Annotated in this window: 17 protein-coding genes; 6 read left to right on the forward strand and 11 right to left on the reverse strand. The window is 57.1% G+C overall.

Going from position 1 to position 17140, the window contains the following annotated elements; all coding sequences use genetic code 11:
* Positions 1-71 precede the first annotated feature (71 nt).
* From HNEAP_RS12350 to fabD, 9 genes are all read right to left on the reverse strand, one after another.
* Positions 72-1157, reverse strand: coding sequence for a DNA polymerase III subunit (locus HNEAP_RS12350; protein ID WP_012824772.1), 1086 nt, complete (start codon positions 1155-1157; stop codon positions 72-74).
* The gene (gene tmk / locus HNEAP_RS09540; protein WP_012824773.1) at positions 1150-1803 is read right to left on the reverse strand and encodes a dTMP kinase; all 654 of its coding nucleotides are present in this window, start codon (positions 1801-1803) and stop codon (positions 1150-1152) included. Before tmk ends, HNEAP_RS12350 begins: the two co-directional genes overlap by 8 nt.
* 22 nt (positions 1804-1825) lie before the next feature.
* On the reverse strand, positions 1826-2899 hold the full coding sequence (gene mltG / locus HNEAP_RS09545; RefSeq protein ID WP_049772521.1) for an endolytic transglycosylase MltG: 1074 nt from the start codon (positions 2897-2899) through the stop codon (positions 1826-1828).
* Entirely contained in the window at positions 2892-3809 is a 918-nt protein-coding gene (locus HNEAP_RS09550; protein ID WP_012824775.1) for an aminotransferase class IV, read from the reverse strand. Before HNEAP_RS09550 ends, mltG begins: the two co-directional genes overlap by 8 nt.
* The gene (locus HNEAP_RS09555) at positions 3806-5269 is read right to left on the reverse strand and encodes an aminodeoxychorismate synthase component I (RefSeq protein ID WP_012824776.1); all 1464 of its coding nucleotides are present in this window, start codon (positions 5267-5269) and stop codon (positions 3806-3808) included. The genes HNEAP_RS09550 and HNEAP_RS09555 overlap by 4 nt, the downstream gene beginning before the upstream one ends.
* A gap of 27 nt (positions 5270-5296) precedes the next feature.
* The gene (gene fabF, locus HNEAP_RS09560) at positions 5297-6538 is read right to left on the reverse strand and encodes a beta-ketoacyl-ACP synthase II (RefSeq protein WP_012824777.1); all 1242 of its coding nucleotides are present in this window, start codon (positions 6536-6538) and stop codon (positions 5297-5299) included.
* A 117-nt stretch (positions 6539-6655) separates the two neighbouring features.
* Positions 6656-6895, reverse strand: a complete 240-nt coding sequence (gene acpP, locus HNEAP_RS09565) for an acyl carrier protein (RefSeq protein WP_012824778.1) — start codon at positions 6893-6895, stop codon at positions 6656-6658.
* Between the two features lie 176 nt (positions 6896-7071).
* Positions 7072-7824, reverse strand: a complete 753-nt coding sequence (gene fabG, locus HNEAP_RS09570; protein WP_012824779.1) for a 3-oxoacyl-ACP reductase FabG — start codon at positions 7822-7824, stop codon at positions 7072-7074.
* A 51-nt stretch (positions 7825-7875) separates the two neighbouring features.
* Complete coding sequence (gene fabD / locus HNEAP_RS09575) at positions 7876-8796, reverse strand: ACP S-malonyltransferase (RefSeq protein WP_012824780.1); 921 nt, start codon at positions 8794-8796, stop codon at positions 7876-7878.
* Positions 8797-8913: 117 nt separating this feature from the next.
* Between fabD and HNEAP_RS09580 the strand changes: the two genes are divergently transcribed.
* The 3 genes from HNEAP_RS09580 to HNEAP_RS12880 all read left to right on the forward strand — a co-directional run bounded on the left by HNEAP_RS09580 (position 8914) and on the right by HNEAP_RS12880 (position 12848).
* On the forward strand, positions 8914-10161 hold the full coding sequence (locus HNEAP_RS09580) for a glycosyltransferase (protein WP_243726333.1): 1248 nt from the start codon (positions 8914-8916) through the stop codon (positions 10159-10161).
* Between the two features lie 159 nt (positions 10162-10320).
* Complete coding sequence (locus tag HNEAP_RS09585) at positions 10321-12105, forward strand: DEAD/DEAH box helicase (RefSeq protein WP_012824782.1); 1785 nt, start codon at positions 10321-10323, stop codon at positions 12103-12105.
* A 170-nt stretch (positions 12106-12275) separates the two neighbouring features.
* Positions 12276-12848 carry a methylated-DNA--[protein]-cysteine S-methyltransferase gene (locus HNEAP_RS12880; RefSeq protein ID WP_208107188.1) on the forward strand — a complete coding sequence of 191 codons (573 nt, stop codon included), beginning with the start codon at positions 12276-12278 and terminating at the stop codon, positions 12846-12848.
* A 111-nt stretch (positions 12849-12959) separates the two neighbouring features.
* On the opposite strand, the gene purT is transcribed toward HNEAP_RS12880, so the two are convergent.
* Both purT and HNEAP_RS09600 read right to left on the reverse strand, forming a co-directional pair.
* Positions 12960-14171 (reverse strand): formate-dependent phosphoribosylglycinamide formyltransferase, encoded by a 1212-nt coding sequence (gene purT / locus HNEAP_RS09595; protein ID WP_012824784.1) that lies wholly within the window; start codon positions 14169-14171, stop codon positions 12960-12962.
* Between the two features lie 78 nt (positions 14172-14249).
* Positions 14250-14597 carry a DUF3301 domain-containing protein gene (locus HNEAP_RS09600; RefSeq protein ID WP_049772523.1) on the reverse strand — a complete coding sequence of 116 codons (348 nt, stop codon included), beginning with the start codon at positions 14595-14597 and terminating at the stop codon, positions 14250-14252.
* A 214-nt stretch (positions 14598-14811) separates the two neighbouring features.
* Between HNEAP_RS09600 and rpsU the strand changes: the two genes are divergently transcribed.
* The 3 genes from rpsU (at position 14812) to HNEAP_RS09615 (ending at position 17043) form a co-directional block, all read left to right on the forward strand.
* A complete protein-coding gene (gene rpsU / locus HNEAP_RS09605; protein WP_012824786.1) occupies positions 14812-15027 on the forward strand; it encodes a 30S ribosomal protein S21 in 216 nt (71 codons plus the stop codon).
* A gap of 35 nt (positions 15028-15062) precedes the next feature.
* Positions 15063-15512: a GatB/YqeY domain-containing protein gene (locus HNEAP_RS09610; RefSeq protein ID WP_012824787.1), complete on the forward strand. Its 450-nt coding sequence runs from the start codon at positions 15063-15065 to the stop codon at positions 15510-15512.
* A gap of 121 nt (positions 15513-15633) precedes the next feature.
* Positions 15634-17043, forward strand: coding sequence for an FAD-dependent oxidoreductase (locus HNEAP_RS09615; protein ID WP_012824788.1), 1410 nt, complete (start codon positions 15634-15636; stop codon positions 17041-17043).
* The last annotated feature ends 97 nt before the right edge of the window (positions 17044-17140 follow it).

The following is a 17140-nucleotide window of genomic DNA, read 5'->3' on the forward strand; positions in this document are numbered from 1 at the left end:
AAATAGTTCCCGAATTCAAGGTTCATCGACTATCAGGCCAGACGATCAGGCCAAACTAACAGACCAAACTATCAGACCAGGCGAGCGGGCAAATCAGGATCGATCAAGTCGAGCGCAAGACGATCCAGTGCCAGCTCCTCGTTCAATGGATGCCTGGCCGATTGCAGGAATTCGAGCAAGACGCGATGAACCTTAAGCCAATGCGACTTGGAGCGGGCACCGGCCAGCTTTTGAATGAGCGGTTGCAGCGGCGCCGGGGCCTCAGTCGGCAGGCCAGAATGCACCCGCATCACCTCGACCCATATCCGCATTAACCAGCGGGCGAGCACGTCCCGATCAATAGTTTGCCACTGCTTGACGACCGGCAGCACTTGGTCGCGCTCCGTCATCAAGCGAACCCACGCCGTTGTCGGCGATTGCCAATCCCACGAAGGCGGTGAACCGTCCATCAGCCGGTCATCACCGATGAACCAGAGCAATTCGGCTTCTTCGGTGGAAAGGCCATATCGCTGGGTCAGCCAATCGACAATAACCGCACGTCGAGGCACCGTCATCGTCAATCGCTGTATGCGTGATCGGATGGTGGACGGCAATAAATCGGCACGCTCGGATGTCATCAGGAACAAGCTGCCCGCTGGCGGCTCTTCAAGCAATTTGAGCAACCCGTTGGCGGCACTGCGATTCATGCGCTCGGCCTGTTCGATCAAGGCCACGCGCAGCGGACCGTAACGCGTCAGGCTAAAGCGCTCGATCAAGGTCCGAATGTCTTCAACGGAAATATCCTTGCTTGCGTTGTCACGTACCAGGAGCTGAATATCGGGATGTGTGCCCGCGAGGCGCAATCGACAGGCAGCACATTGACCGCAGGCACGTTCAGCCCCCGGCGTTGTCACGGGGTCGGCGCATAATAAATACGCTGCCATTTCTCTTGCCAGCGTGAGCGAACCCAAGCCCGAGGCACCGGTAACCAGCAAGCCATGTGGCAGTCGATCCTGCCGGTGCATCAACAAAAATCGATCCCACGGTGCCCGAAGCCAGGGCATTTCGGCCACACCGACCGAGGAAATGGGCCAGGGCGATTCTGCCGCAAGACCGTCTACGGCGTTTGTGGTTATTGCCTTATTGGCGGCTACCTTGCTGGTTCTGGCCCTAGCCACGGTCGCCTCCCCCCAGCAAAAAACGCGCAGAAAGCTCAGTCTGAATCTGCATGTGCACGTCCGCAATCGGAGCGGCCGCATCAATCAAGGCAAAGCGCGTCGACTGCCCGGCCAACTCAAGAAAGCCGGCGCGAACACGTTCAAAAAAATCATGGCGCTCACGTTCAAATCGGTCGTGGGCACCCGCTCCTCGCCGGGCTGCTGCTCGTTTCATGCCGACATCCACGGGCAGATCGAGCAACAAGGTCAAATCGGGTGAAACGCCCTGCTCTGCCGTCTGCGCCAAGGTTTCGATCAATGATCGATCCATGCCGCGCCCCGCACCCTGATAGGCACGGGAAGAGTCAGTGAAGCGGTCGCTGATCACCACCTTGCCCGCCGCCAATCCGGGCTTGATCCGCCCTGCCACATGTTGCGCACGGGCTGCAAACATCAGCATAAGCTCAGTGGGTGGCACCAGATCTTCCTCTGCCGGATTGAGCAGGACTTCGCGAATTGCTTCTGCAATTGGTGTACCACCCGGCTCCCGTGTGCAATCCACTTCGCGACCGTGGGCACGAAACCACTCGGCCACACCCGCAATGGCGGTGGACTTACCGGCGCCTTCGATACCCTCGATGGTGATAAATATTCCGGGTGCGTTCATGAATGCTCGGTCATTGCTGGGTTCATTGCTTTTTTTTCGGTTCGGATGCCCGCGTATCTTCAATTTTACGCCAGGTCTGCACGGCTTGATTGTGTCCTTTCAGTGTGCGCGAAAAGGTGTGTCCGCCCGTGCCATTGGCAACAAAATACAGGGCATCCGTTTTATCGGGATGCGTCACAGCCTGCAATGCAGCTGCGGATGGCAGGGCAATCGGCGTCGGCGGCAAACCGGTGCGGGTGTAGGTATTGTACGGCGTATCGGCGCGCAGCTGGCTTAGCGTCAGACTTCGTGGCGAACTGTCCTCGTCAACCTGTCCCTGAGTTGCCTCCGCCACGCCGTAGATGACAGCCGGATCCGTCTGCAACCGCATTCCGATGTTCAATCGGTTGATGAATACACCCGCCACCATGGCGCGTTCATCGGGCAAGCCGGTTTCCTTTTCCACGATAGAAGCCAGAATCAGTGCATCGTAGGGCGTTTTCAAGGGCAGCCCGGGTGCGCGATCCGCCCATGCCGCGTCCAGATGAGACCGCATCGAGCGGTAGGCTTCCTGCAGAATCTTTTTGTCCGTGGTGCCGCGTGTGAATACATACGTATCGGGGAACAACCAACCTTCGAGATGGGTGATCGGCCAATTCATCTCGGCGATGATCTGGGCCTGATCCAGCCCGTTCAGCGTGTGTTTTATTTCCTTTTGCGCCGCGAGCTTGTTCAGGAAATCCTGGGCGGTATCCCCTTCGGGGATGGTGATGCGGTAACGCACCACATCGCCTTCGACCAGTCGATCGAGAAAACCGAGCAACCGATCCTGATCGGTAATCTGGTACGCACCCGCCTGAATTGAGCGCGCTTTACCACTCAATCGAGCCGCCCACACGAATACGGTCGGATTGACCCTCGCACCGGAGGCATCAGCGATTTTAGCGATTTGCCGCGCGTCCGCACCACTGGGGATTTCAATCGTGATCGCCGCAGCGCCTGAGGGCAGTAAGGGCTGGGTGAGAAAAACACCAATCCGGCCGACCATCCATACGGTGGCGAATAAAAGCCCCATCGTGAGCAGCCAGACCCACAAAAAACCGATCGCCCTATTCATAGTATTCAGCCATTTCATCAAACATTTTCCGGCAACGCGCCCGGCCGCCGCCATCAAGAACCGCTATCTGGCGCTGCAAAGCGAACCAGGTCGAATCAACAGGCTTACCCCCGTCTTCAGCCCGAATATCACACAGGCGATGCCAACGCGCCTCCATATCCCTGGATTGATCAAGAGACAACACACGCCCCGCCAGGCGACCGATCGGCAGCACACCCCGGACGGAATTGCTGAGCGCAGCGGCCTGAGCTAAAGCCAGGCGGCCGATGGACACGGGTGCAATCGTCACATCCAGGTAACGACACAACAAGGCACGAACTATCCCGGCAATGGCGGAACCCTGAGTCGGCGGCGTAAACCAGCGACCATTTTCCAGCCAGAAGAAATTGCTTTGCGTTCCGCCCAAGATCAGACCGTTCTCGTCATGGATCAGGCACTCATCGACCCCCTCCGGCCAAGCCGCGCGCGCCAGCACTTGAGGCAGACGATTGAGATGCTTGAGTCCGCTGAGTGCAGGTATCGGGATACCGCCGGATTGCTTGAGCAGACCAACGCTTAATCCCTGAATCGACCATTCCGGAGCCGCCGCAGGCACATCACCGATCAAAACAGCCAGTGTGGGCTCGACCGGTTCCGCCCGAAGATAGCCCCGCTGCCCCGATCCTGCCGTGTACATGAGTTTTATCACAGCCTGTGTCTTGCCGCTCTGCGCAACCGCCGAATCAATGGCAGTGCGCACGTCGATTTCATCAGGTAGCGGCAAGCCCAGCGCGCAACAGGTGTAACTCATTCGGGCAAAATGCTCGGGCCACCAAGCGACCCCGCCACCGGATAGCCGCATCGTTTCAAACAAGCCATCGCCGTAGGCCAGACCGCGATCCTGCGGGGTGAAGGGCGCAAAGTGTGTCACGGCATTTGATCTGCATTGTGGGCGCCGGTCAGCGCCATCAACAGGCCGCGCGCTTTCTCTTCGGTTTCCGTGCATTCACGCTCAGGGGCGCTATCGGCCACGATACCCGCGCCGGTTCGAAATTCACCTAAACCATCCTTCGCCAAAAACACGGTTCGAATCAGAATATTGCTGTCCATCCGGCCATCCAGACTCAAATAGCCGACGCTGCCCGTGTAAGGGCCACGGCCGGTCTGCTCCAGCTCCGCCAGAATTTCCATGCAACGCACCTTGGGGCAACCTGTGATCGTGCCGCCCGGAAATGTAGCAGCCAGCAGATCGAATACCGACTGATCGGGACGCAATTGCCCACAGACATTCGACACCAGATGATGCACATGCGCGAATGATTCGAGCACCATCAATTCATCTACGCAAACGCTGCCCGGCTGGCACACGCGGCCAAGATCATTGCGCTCCAGATCGATCAGCATCACGTGCTCGGCGCGTTCTTTGGGGTGGGCGCGCAACTCAGCCATCAGCGCCGCATCACGAACGCTGTCGTCATCGCGCCGGCGCGTGCCGGCAATCGGTCGCGTCGAGACTTGGCCGCCGCGGTGATCAACCAAACGCTCGGGCGATGAGCTGATGATTTCACCCTCGGGCAGACGATACCAAGCTGCGAAGGGCGCGGGATTATGTCGTTCCAAACGGCGGAAGATACGCAGCCCCGCATCGGTTTGAGTGGCAGAAAATCGCCAGGCACGCGATAGATTGGCCTGAAAGACATCACCCGCACGCAAAAACGCTAACACCTGCTGCACACCCGACCGGTAACGCGCGGGGTCATCTGCCTGCAAGGCGTGAATATCCAGGGCTGCATCGGCTTGCGGGGCGAGCGTAAACGCGCGCAGACAGGCACGCAATGATTCGGCCGCATCAGCGGATTGCCCGTCATGAACCAACCAGGTTTTGTGATGCAGATGATCGTATATCAGCGCGCTGGCGTGATATTGCGCCACGGCAACTGGAAAACCGACCCGATCGGCAGGCGCAAACCGAGGCAGATCAAGGCTCGGTTCGATTTGTCCCGCCAGTTCATAGGAAAGATAGAAACTCCAGCCGCCAACAAAGGGCAGCTCGGTCGCAAAACCCGCCGGTGGCCTTGCAAAAGCCGCCACCGCCTTGGCAAAAGCAGATAGAAAGTGAGATTCAGCCGTCAACGATTGCGGCAAGCTTGTGGCGTGCAGAATATCCTGCGCATCCAGACGCAATTCGGCGCGGGCTGCGCCAAACAGGATGGACCAGCGGGCATTGTTCTGCCCAAACTCACTCGTTGCACCCGACGCCAGACTGGCAAACAAATGCGAAAACTGATCGGGCATCTGTGCAAGCAGATCAGGAAAATCAGCCGCCGTAAGGCCTTCTATTGGTTCGATGACCGGTGAACACGTCCTTGCGGAAGGTGCTTTACTGGACATGAAAAAGAAAGAACCGATTCACGCCGATCATAAGCGCCGGAAAATCAGCGTGCCATTGGTGCCGCCAAAACCGAAGGAGTTCGACATAACCACATCAAGGCCGCTCACTTGGCGCGCGGTATGCGGCACGAAATCCAGATCACAGCCTTCGGATGGCTCAAACAGATTCACCGTCGGTGGCAGCACTTGGTCGCGCAGGGCCAGCAAGGAGAATACCGCTTCGATTCCACCCGCGGCTCCCAACAAGTGGCCTGTCATGGATTTGGTCGAACTGACCGGGCAGCGTTTGGCGTAGTCACCGAACGCGGCGTGCAATGCCGCCACTTCTGCCATATCACCGGCTTGCGTCGATGTGCCATGCGCGTTCACGTAACCGATGTCTTCGGGATTGAGCTTGGCATCCTGCATCGCCGCCAGCATACAACGACGCGCGCCGTCGCCATCTGCGGAAGGCGCTGTCATGTGATAAGCATCGGCACTCATGCCAAAACCGATTAGCTCACCGTAAATGTGGGCGTCGCGCGCTTTTGCATGGTCATACGATTCAAGCACAAGCACACCCGCCCCTTCGCCGAGCACAAACCCATCACGGTCTTTATCCCAAGGCCGCGAGGCGTGTTCGGGGTCATCGTTACGGGTCGATAACGCGCGCGCAGCGGAGAAACCGGCCACGCCCAGCGGAGAAACGGCGCCTTCGGAGCCGCCGGCAATCATCACATCCGCATCGCCATAGGCAATCAAGCGTGCCGCCTGACCAATGCTGTGTGTACCCGCCGCGCAGGCGGTAACGGTGGCCAGATTAGGCCCGCGAAAGCCATAGCGGATCGATAGCTGACCGGACACCATGTTGACGATCGCACCGGGCACGAAGAATGGCGACACACGCCGTGCGCCTTGATGCTCCAGTGTCATGGTGTTGCGTTCGATACCCTCAAGGCCACCAATACCGGAACCGATCAGCGTACCGACACGATCGTAATTCAACGAGTCACTGATCAGCCCGGCATCCTCGATCGCTTCGATCGCCGCAGCCATGCCGTAATGGATGAATGGCTCCATCTTCTTGATTTCTTTTGCGGGAATGAACTGGGCGACATCGAAATCGTTCAACGTGGCAGCAATTTGCGAAGCCATCGCACTGACATCGAAACGATCGATCCGGCGAACCCCCGAGCGACCGTCAAGAATGCCAGCCCAGCTGGTTGCTACTGTATTACCCAGAGGAGTCAATGCCCCTAACCCAGTCACCACCACACGTTGCTTACTCATGCGTTCAAATCCATATTTTTTCTTTTTTCATATAAAAAAACCGCGCCGGGATAACCCAAGGCGCGGCCTTTTGTTCAATCAACCACCCAGACCCCGGGACAAACCCAGGGCCGCGAGTTATGCGTCTTTGTGGGCGTTGATGTAATCAATGGCCAACTGTACGGTTGTGATTTTTTCAGCTTCTTCGTCAGGAATTTCGCACTCGAATTCCTCTTCCAAAGCCATCACCAACTCGACGGTGTCGAGAGAATCAGCGCCCAGATCATCAACGAATGAAGCCTCATTGGTGACTTCTTCTTCCTTAACGCCCAGCTGTTCTACAACAATCTTCTTCACGCGTTCGTCAACGGTGCTCATAACGATTCAACCTCGATTTAAGACAAATTGGTTCAAGGGCTCTTGCCCGAGATGGCAGGCATTCTAGTTAAAACCGGCCAATCCGCAAAATAAAAATAACTTCAGAGCCCTCGGGCAACCTGATCAAAAACTAAAAAACGGTCTCGGAAGCCACTGATTCTCATGGCCAATACCGATCAGCTCATGTACATACCGCCATTGACGTGCAGGGTGTGACCAGTCACATAAGCGGCATCGTCGCTCGCCAAAAAGCGAACGCAACCGGCAATTTCTGCCGGATCGCCCAACCGCCCCAGAGGCACATTCGCCAATAATGCCGTTTTGTGCGCCTCGGGCAGGTCACGCGTCATGTCGGTATCGATGAATCCGGGCGCCACCACGTTGACCGTGATGTTCCGCGCCCCAACTTCACGGGCCAATGATTTGGAAAAGCCCATCAGGCCCGCTTTGGCGGCCGCGTAATTGGTTTGACCCGCATTCCCCATGGAACCAACCACCGAGGCAATCGAGATAATCCGGCCCCAGCGGGCGCGGGTCATGCCGCGCAATACCTTTTGCGACAGACGGAATACCGAGGTGAGGTTAGTATCGATGATAGCGGACCAGTCATCGTCCTTCATGCGCAAAAGCAAGGTATCACGGGTGATGCCCGCGTTGTTGACCAGCACGGCCACGGCGCCGAAACGGGACTCGATCTCGGCAAGAACGGCATCGATTTGCGCACTATCGGTCACATCAAGACGCATCCCCGCGCCGCCCAACGGTGCCAGTCGCTCGTTGATAGCTGCCGCACCAGAATCCGAGGTCGCCGTACCGATCACCACCGCACCCGATTGCGCGAGCTGCTCGGCGATAGCCGCACCAATGCCGCGGGATGCACCGGTCACTAACGCGACCTTGCCATTCAGACCTTTTGTTTCATTACTCATCTTTATTCCTCTCAAATGGCTCTCGAATATGTGTTCAGTGAACGGGGAGGCTCAGGAAATCACCGCGGCCAGACTGGCTTCATCGAAAACGGCGCTGCCGGTCACCCCTTTTTCGATACGCTTCGCCAGACCAGTCAGCACTTTACCGGGGCCAAACTCGAACTGACGGTTGCAGCCACGACCATGCAGGGCCTGCACACAAGCCACCCACTGTACCGGGCGGTACAACTGCTCGACCAATGCATGACGGATGGCAACCGCGTCGTCGTGGGTTTGCGCATCGACGTTATGCAGAACCGGAATCACGGGCGGTTTAATCATCACCTCGGCCAGATGGGCATCCAGTTCGCGCGCGGCGTTAATCATCAGACTCGAATGGGAAGGCACACTGACCGGCAACGGCACAAAGCGCTTGGCACCGGCCGCCTTGGCCAATTCCTCAGCTCGCGCTACGGCAGGCGCGTCACCGGCAATGACCACCTGCCCGGGCGAATTGAAGTTCACCGCTTCGCAAACCTGCCCTTGTGCAGCCTCGGCACAAACGCTCAGAACCGCTTCATCGGCCAGCCCCAACAGCGCTGCCATGGCGCCGGCGCCGGGTGCAACGGCGGCCTGCATTAGACGTCCCCGTTCGAACACAAGGGCCACCGCATCGGCAAAGTCGATACTTTCTGCTGCCACGAGCGCGGCATACTCGCCCAGACTGTGCCCGGCCAATGCAATCGGCCTGTGCCCGCCTGCGGCCAGATAAATACGCCACGCCGCCACATCGGCAGCCAACATGGCGGGCTGGGTGATTTCTGTGCGGTTGAGTTCTTGCGCATCCCCATTTGCCACCAAGGCCCACAAATCAAAATCCAGCACGTCGCCGGCCTCGCGATAGACGGCTTCGGCCAGAGCCTGATGCCCCCCCCAGCCACTACTCATACCAATGGACTGCGAGCCCTGTCCCGGAAAAACACCTGCAATCATGCTGATTCCCCACGATCATCATTTTTTACGAAAAAACTGCGCGCCATGCTATCACAGTCAAAATCATCGCCCGATAGAGCGACCACCGGGCGATGTCTTGCGGGATAAATCACGAAGTTGTCACATAAAGTCGACACCCTGCGTATTTATTTCCCCAAAGTAATTGAGCAGCCGCCTGTGCATATTTTAATGATCTCCGATGTGTACTTTCCGCGCATCAACGGCGTATCGACTTCAATCCAGAGCTTTCGCAGCGAGTTAATCACCCTGGGACATCGGGTAACCCTGATCTGCCCGGATTATCCCGAATCGCTCACACTGGAACGCGCCAAAGATCAACACGACGATGAAGATATTTTGCGCCTACCGTCCCGCACCGTGCTGCTCGACCCCGAGGACCGGATGATGAGTTACGGCGCCATCATCAATCTGATACCGATTCTGCGGGGCAGAAGCATTGACCTCGTTCATATCCATACGCCTTTCGTGGCCCATTACGCCGGCGTAAAACTGGCCCGAAGGCTGGCCATTCCGGTCGTCGAGAGTTATCACACCTTCTTTGAGGAATACCTCTACAACTACATTCGCTGGATACCCAGAAACTGGCTGAAGCGCGCAGCGCGTTTTTTCTCGAAAAGCCAGTGCAACGCTGTCGATGCGCTTGTTGTGCCCTCCTCACCCATGCGCAATGCCCTGCAAACCTATGGCGTGAGCACCGAGATGCACATCATACCGACCGGACTCAACCTCGATGCTTTCCGCACACCGCCAACATCGAACTTCCGGGCCAAACTATCGATCAGAGACGACCAACCACTGCTGCTTTACGTGGGCCGGGTCGCACTGGAAAAGAACATCGATTTCCTGTTGAACATGATGCCCTTCGTTCTGAATCAAACACCCGATGCCGTTCTGGTCATTGCCGGAGAAGGCCCAGCGGAATCACACCTCAAACGCAGGGTTGCGGATATGGGGTTACAGGCTTCTGTCAAATTCGTGGGCTACATGCGGCGGGATGGCGCATTGCAGGATGCCTATCGTGCCGCCGACCTGTTCGTGTTTGCCTCCCGAACCGAAACTCAGGGACTGGTTCTGCTGGAAGCACTGGCGCTCGGCACGCCGGTTGTCGCACTGGGCATCATGGGCACACTGGATGTACTGCATGCCGATGGCGGCTGCGTGATCGCGCCGGACGATCCATCCGGGTTCGCCGATGCTGTCAATCAAGCCCTAAACCAACCCGATCGCTACCAGCAATTGGTCGATCAGGCCCCGCGTTATGCAGAAACCTGGACCGCCGCCCAAAAGTCACAACAGCTACTGGAAATGTACCGGCAACAACTCGCCAGTCATACAACCTCTTGATATAAGCAAAAGAAAATAAAGACAAACCGCTCGTTTTCAGATAGTATTCGCCGCAATCCATCATGGCTCGATAAGCGCGACATTCCAACGCGCACATGTCGCGCCTTTTCTGTTCGTCCAATTCGGACGACATTCCCCCTAGAAGAGCCTTGAATACTCATGTCTGAAGAAAACACCATCCTATTTTCCGATTTTGCCCTTGCTGCACCCTTGCTGCGATCGGTCGAAGAACTGGGCTACGAAAGCCCATCACCCATCCAAGCCAAAAGCATTCCCGTCCTGCTGGAAGGCAAAGACGTGCTGGGCATGGCGCAAACCGGCACCGGCAAAACCGGTGCGTTCGCCCTGCCTTTGCTGAGCCGGATCGACATCAATCTGCGCGCACCCCAATTGTTGGTTCTGGCGCCAACACGTGAACTGGCAATCCAGGTCGCCGAAGCCATGCAGGCCTACGCCCGCCACTTGCCTGATTTCCATGTTCTGCCCGTCTACGGCGGACAAGCGATGGAACCTCAGCTGCGCGGCCTGAAACGCGGCGTACACGTCGTGGTCGGCACACCGGGTCGCATCCAGGATCACATCAAGCGCGGCACGCTCAAACTCAATCAAATCCAGGCTGTTGTACTGGATGAAGCCGACGAAATGCTGCGCATGGGCTTTATCGATGACGTCGATGAAATCTTGAGCAAAACACCGGCCAACCGTCAGGTCGCACTGTTCTCCGCCACCATGCCGGATCAGATTCGCCGCATTGCCCAACGGCATCTGCGCAACCCGGTCGAAATTGCGATCAAATCCAGCACCTCGACCGTCAAGGCCATCAACCAGCGGTATTGGGCCGTCAGCGGCATGCACAAATTGGATGCGCTGACCCGCATTCTGGAAGTCGAAGAATTTGACGCGGTGATCATTTTCGTGCGCACCAAAGTGGCCACCACCGAACTGGCCGAAAAACTGGAAGCGCGCGGCTATGCTGCCTCTCCGTTGAATGGCGACATGAATCAGGCCATGCGTGAAAAGGCAATCGATCGCCTCAAGCGCGGATCACTCGATATCATCATCGCGACCGACGTGGCCGCACGCGGTATTGATGTGGCGCGTGTCAGCCATGTCGTGAACTACGACATCCCTCTGGATACCGAATCGTATGTGCACCGCATCGGCCGTACCGGTCGTGCCGGTCGTTCCGGCGAGGCCATCCTGTTCGTCGCCCCACGCGAAAAGCGCATGCTGGGCGCCATCGAACGCGCTACCGGGCAATTGATCACCCCCATGCGCCTGCCGAGCCAGAGCGATATCGCGGACAAACGCTCTGCCGCGTTCAAGAACCAGATCAGCGAAGCGATGGAATCTCAGGATCTGGCCTTCTTCGAGACCCTGATCGAGGAATACCAGTCCGAACACGACGTCGGCCTGTCGGAAATCGCAGCCGCGTTGGCCTATTTGGCACAAAAGGACCGTCCTCTGCTGCCGGCCGAAATCAAGGAAACGGCGCAAGTCGGCTTTGGCGACCGCCAGGATCGCGGCCAAGGTCGTGATCAGGATCGTCGCGACGAGCCCCGCCGTCCCCGTCAGAACGATGACATGGCCCGTGTGAAATACCGGATCGAAATCGGCCACGAGCATGGCGTCCAACCGAAGAACATCGTCGGCGCACTTGCCAACGAAGCCGGCATCGACAGCAAATATATCGGCGCGATTCGCATTTTCGACAGCCACAGCACCGTTGACTTGCCCGAAGGCATGCCGAACGAAGTCTTTACCCAGCTCAAACGTCTGCATGTATTGGGCATACCGCTCGAGATCAGCGAAGCTGCCCCGGGAGACAGTGAAGGCGAGCGCAGCGGCAACCGCCGCCCACCGGCCGGCCCGCGCAAATTCGGCCCTCGTGGTGGTGGTGATTCCTTCGGCGGCAAACCCCGTCGCTCGAAACCACGCAGCTAAGCACGCCCCCCAATGAGTTACTTAAATAGGTAAAAATCGGTAACTCTTGAGCTATGCACAAAAACGGCACCCGCGAAGAAATTCGCCGGTGCCGTTTTTTTGTCCCAAATTCACCAATATCATGCAAAATGGCAAGCTCACGGTGGCTGGTGAAGTGAGGGAATAAATTGTTGCAGCAAAAGCAAAACGCGACCATTACCTACACCGGCGTCGAGACCCCCATCGGACTCGTATTCGCCGCTTTTTCACGCGGCGCCCTGTATCGGATTTCTTCTGGAACCGAAACCGAATTCTTGCAAAACATTTCACCCACAGCGGGCGAAGTACCCATCAGAGCCGATTCGATTCTGAATGACTATGCTCGACAGATCTTGGCTGTTTTTACCGGTGACACGCCGGCACACCTCCCGTTATACCTCGAAACACTAACGCCGTTTCAACAGAAGGTGCTAAACATGACAGCCAAGATCCCCCGCGGTCAGGTACGAAGTTATGGCTGGATCGCCCAGGCGATTGGTAGCCCCAATGCCCACCGAGCGGTCGGCACGGCTCTGGCACAAAATCCGTTGCCATTCGTGATTCCCTGCCATCGGGTCGTTCGTGCCGATGGACAGCTCGGCTCCTATTCTGGGGGTGGCACGGCGGTAAAGGCGCGCCTTCTGACTTTAGAAGAAGTCCCGGTCGCTCAGGCCGCGGGTAAATTCATTGTACCCAAGCCGTTTGAACCGATATATCAGCCATAACCCGATCGCTCCGCCGTTTGGATGGTCAAGCGCCAAAGCAGGCAGAACATTCGCCTGACCACTGCGGTACATTAATTGTTAGGCGGCGCGGTCACTCTCGACGTTGCAATGTCAGATCAAACGGACATGTGCCGCTGCCCGGCGGGCTTTTTCGCGAGCGGCATCCGTCGTTTCATCCAATGCCAACATCACGCCCATCCGACGCTTGCCTGCAATTTGTGGCTTACCGAACCAGCGCAACTGCGTATCCGGCGCTTCGAGCGCTTCTACCAACCCGGTCACTTCAGGGGATGTGCTGTTGCCTTCGAGCAGCAACGCCACTGAACCCGCCGGTCCACGGGTGCGGATATTGGGGATCGGCAACCCGAGGAAGGCGCGCACGTGCAGGGCAAATTCGGATAGGTCCTGCGAGATAAGCGTCACCATGCCGGTATCGTGTGGACGGGGCGATACTTCACTAAACCAGACCTCATCACCCCGCACGAACAGCTCCACACCGAAGAGTCCATAACCTCCCAAGGCGTTGACAACCTTTGCGGCGATCTGTTCCGACTGCGCCAAGGCGGCCGCCGACATCGCCATTGGCTGCCAGCTTTCGCGATAATCGCCATCGACCTGTACATGGCCGATGGGCGGGCAGAACGCAATACCGCCGCGATGGCGCACCGTCAGCAAGGTGATTTCGTATTCAAAATCGATCATGGATTCCACGATCACCCGTCCGCCACCGGCACGACCCCCAGCTTGGGCATAATCCCATGCGGCCTGGATTTGCGCCGACGAGCGCACGACCGACTGCCCCTTGCCCGAAGAACTCATGACAGGCTTCACGACACAGGGCAAACCGATTTGCGCGATCGCCTGCGTAAAATCCGCCAGCGAATCGGCAAAGACATACCGGCTGGTCGGCACGCCCAATTCTTCTGCCGCCAGGCAGCGGATCCCTTCACGATTCATCGTCAAGCGGGCCGCACGAGCATTAGGCACCACCTGCCAGCCCTCGGCTTCGAGTTCCACCAGCGTCTGGGTCGCGATCGCCTCAATTTCCGGCACGATCAGTGTAGGTTTTTCCCGTTCGACCAGGGCACGCAATGCGCTGCCATCGAGCATGTCGATAACGAACGAGCGGTGGGCCACTTGCATGGCGGGCGCATTCGCATAACGATCCACGGCGATAACTTCCAACCCAAGCCGTTGCGCCTCAATAGCCACTTCCTTGCCCAACTCACCGCTGCCCAGCAGCATAATGCGCAAGGCAGAAGACGACATCGGCGCACCCAGTTGGGTCACTTGTTGCGTTACGGGATTAGATGGTAAAACCATATTGTCGGCACCAAAATCAAGTGTGTAATCAATCTGGACAACAACGACCAGACCCGGATGAAAAACGAATCAATGCACTCAGTCTGCCAGCGTGCGGGATAAATCCAAATCAACAGAATGTACGGCGGTGCCATGGAAAATAATCAGACCGGGGTATCGTGCCGCACCGGAGGGCGAAAACTCGAACCCGAAATGACGTTCAATAATGAAGTGACCATTTAATCGGCGCAAGCGCAAGCGCAAGCGCCGCAATCCGACCGAGTCGTCCAGCAGTTGCACGTCCGCACGGTCACAGGCGGTTTTGGCCAACGCCAACGCACGTCGATGAAGCTTATCCTGTTGCCACCAGAAGAAAACGATGCCAACGACAATGAACAAAATCAGCAGATCACCAAAACTCAAAATAGAAGCTCCCAAAGGAATCATGCGGCCAGCGCCGCATCATAGACCAGACAGGCAAAACCGTTTAGGGCTCATAAAAATCTCTTGAAGCAACAACCTACTTGCGTCCTGAGCCCGGCGCTTTATAATACAAGGCCTTTTTATTGCCCGGATGCAAATTTTCACTTGGCTCACCCCATGAACCAAGCCATGCTTCCGACAATATTTATCCAATCAATTCAACAGGATAGACATTTTCATGCCATCAGTACGTGTTCGGGACAACGAGCCCTTTGAAGTTGCAGTTCGTCGGTTTAAGCGCTCATGCGAAAAAGCGGGCATCATCAGTGAACTGCGTGAGCGCGAGTTCTACGAGAAGCCGACGACCGAGCGCAAGCGCAAAAACGCTGCCGCCGTAAAACGCAACCAAAAGCGTCTGTCCAAAGAACAATCACGTCGCGTTCGCCTGTTCTAAGAGGCTGTTACCGCGCGCTATAGAGGAATATCGGCATGAGCGCCCTTAAAGCCCGGCTGACCGACGACATGAAACTTGCAATGAAGTCCGGCGACAAGGCGCGCCTGGGTGTCATTCGTCTATTGCTAGCGGCTATCAAGCAAAAGGAAGTCGATGAGCGAGTCACACTGAGTGATGACGATGTGCTCGCCATTCTGGTCAAGCAGTCCAAACAGCGGCGCGAATCGATCGACCAGTTCCAAACGGCTGGCCGTCATGATCTGGTAGAAACAGAGCAGTTTGAGCTACAGGTCATCGAAACCTACCTCCCGGCAAAGCTCAGCGAGGCGGAAATACGGCAAATCATTGCCGATACCATTGCCGCCACCGGTGCGCAGGGTGTGGCGCAGATGGGCGCTGTCATGAACGCCGTTCGCGCCAAAGTAGCCGGTCGCGCGGACCTTGCCGCAGTCAGCCAATGGGTCAAGGCGGCGCTTGGCGGCTAAACATTCGACGCTCGGCATCAAGTTGGCCTAAACTGACGCATCAACCACAGGCAAGCTGCTTCCGACATCCGCGGATTAGCATCCCCTTCTTATAAAATTTGAATCAAATGGGTAATGGGCAATGGCTGATCATTTCCAATTTTTGAATGTGCCGCGCCAGGATCCGGAAAAACAACCGGCCACCGAGCGTGTGACTCAATTCGGCGAAATTTACGGCCAATTCAATCCGGAGAAGGCTTCTGAACAGGCCGATCGCTGCCTCGAGTGCGGCAACCCGTACTGCGAATGGAAATGCCCTGTCCATAACTTCATCCCCAACTGGCTGAAGCTGATTGCCGAGGGCAACCTGCTTGAAGCGGCCGAGATGTCGCACAAGACAAACTCGCTGCCTGAAATCTGTGGTCGCGTTTGCCCGCAGGATCGTCTTTGCGAAGGCGCTTGCACCCTGAATGACGGCTTCGGTGCCGTCACCATCGGCTCGATTGAAAAATACATTACCGACGAGGCGTTCAAGCTCGGTTGGCGACCAGACATGTCCAAGGTCGTTCCGACCAACAAGCGCGTTGCCATCGTCGGTGCCGGCCCAGCGGGATTGGGCTGCGCCGATATCCTCGCCCGTCATGGCGTCAAGGCGGTGGTGTTTGATCGCCACCCGGAAATCGGTGGTTTACTGACCTTCGGCATCCCCCCATTCAAGCTCGAGAAATCCGTCCTGGAAACCCGTCGACGCATTTTCGAAGAAATGGGCATCGAATTCCGCCTGAGCACAAATATCGGTACCGACATCTCCATGGATACCCTGCTTGAAGAATACGACGCCGTATTTCTCGGCATGGGCACCTACACGGCCATGGAAGGCGGTTTTCCGGGCGAAGATCTCGACGGCGTGCACAAAGCATTGCCCTTCCTGATCGGCAACATCAATCACCTGATGAGCTACCCCGGCAGCGATCCCTTTATCGACGTTTCAGGCCAACGGGTCATCGTATTGGGTGGTGGCGACACCGCCATGGACTGCACCCGAACCTCGCTCCGCCAGCAAGCGGCAAAAGTGACCTGCGTGTATCGCAGAGACGAAGAGAACATGCCCGGTTCACGGCGCGAAGTCGCCAATGCGCGCGAAGAAGGGGCCGAGTTCCTGTTCAACCGTCAACCAATTGAAATCGTTGGCGAAAACGGCCGCGTAACCGGCGTTCGCTTCGTAAATACGCGTCTGGGTGAACCGGACCATCGTGGTCGCCGTAGCCCCGAAGTCATCCCTCATTCCGAACATATCATCGAAGCAGATACCGTACTGATCGCTTTCGGTTTCCGACCCTCTCCAGCGCCCTGGTTCAATCAGATCGGCATTGAAACCGATAGTAGCGGTCGCGTGATAGCCAACCAGAGCACACACAGTCCCGCATTCCAAACCAAGAACGCCAAGGTGTTTGCTGGCGGCGACATGGTACGCGGCTCCGATCTCGTTGTTACGGCCGTATTTGAAGGCCGCAATGCGGGTTTTGGCATCCTCGATTATCTGGACGTTTGATCCCAACCCGACCTGTCGGAATGACGGGCCATGAACTGCCATCGCCACTTAGCCCAAAGAATGTGAGCCAGCTTTTCATGGCACCGGAACCCAGGAT

The sequence above is a fragment of the Halothiobacillus neapolitanus c2 genome (assembly GCF_000024765.1).
Lineage (GTDB): Bacteria > Pseudomonadota > Gammaproteobacteria > Halothiobacillales > Halothiobacillaceae > Halothiobacillus > Halothiobacillus neapolitanus.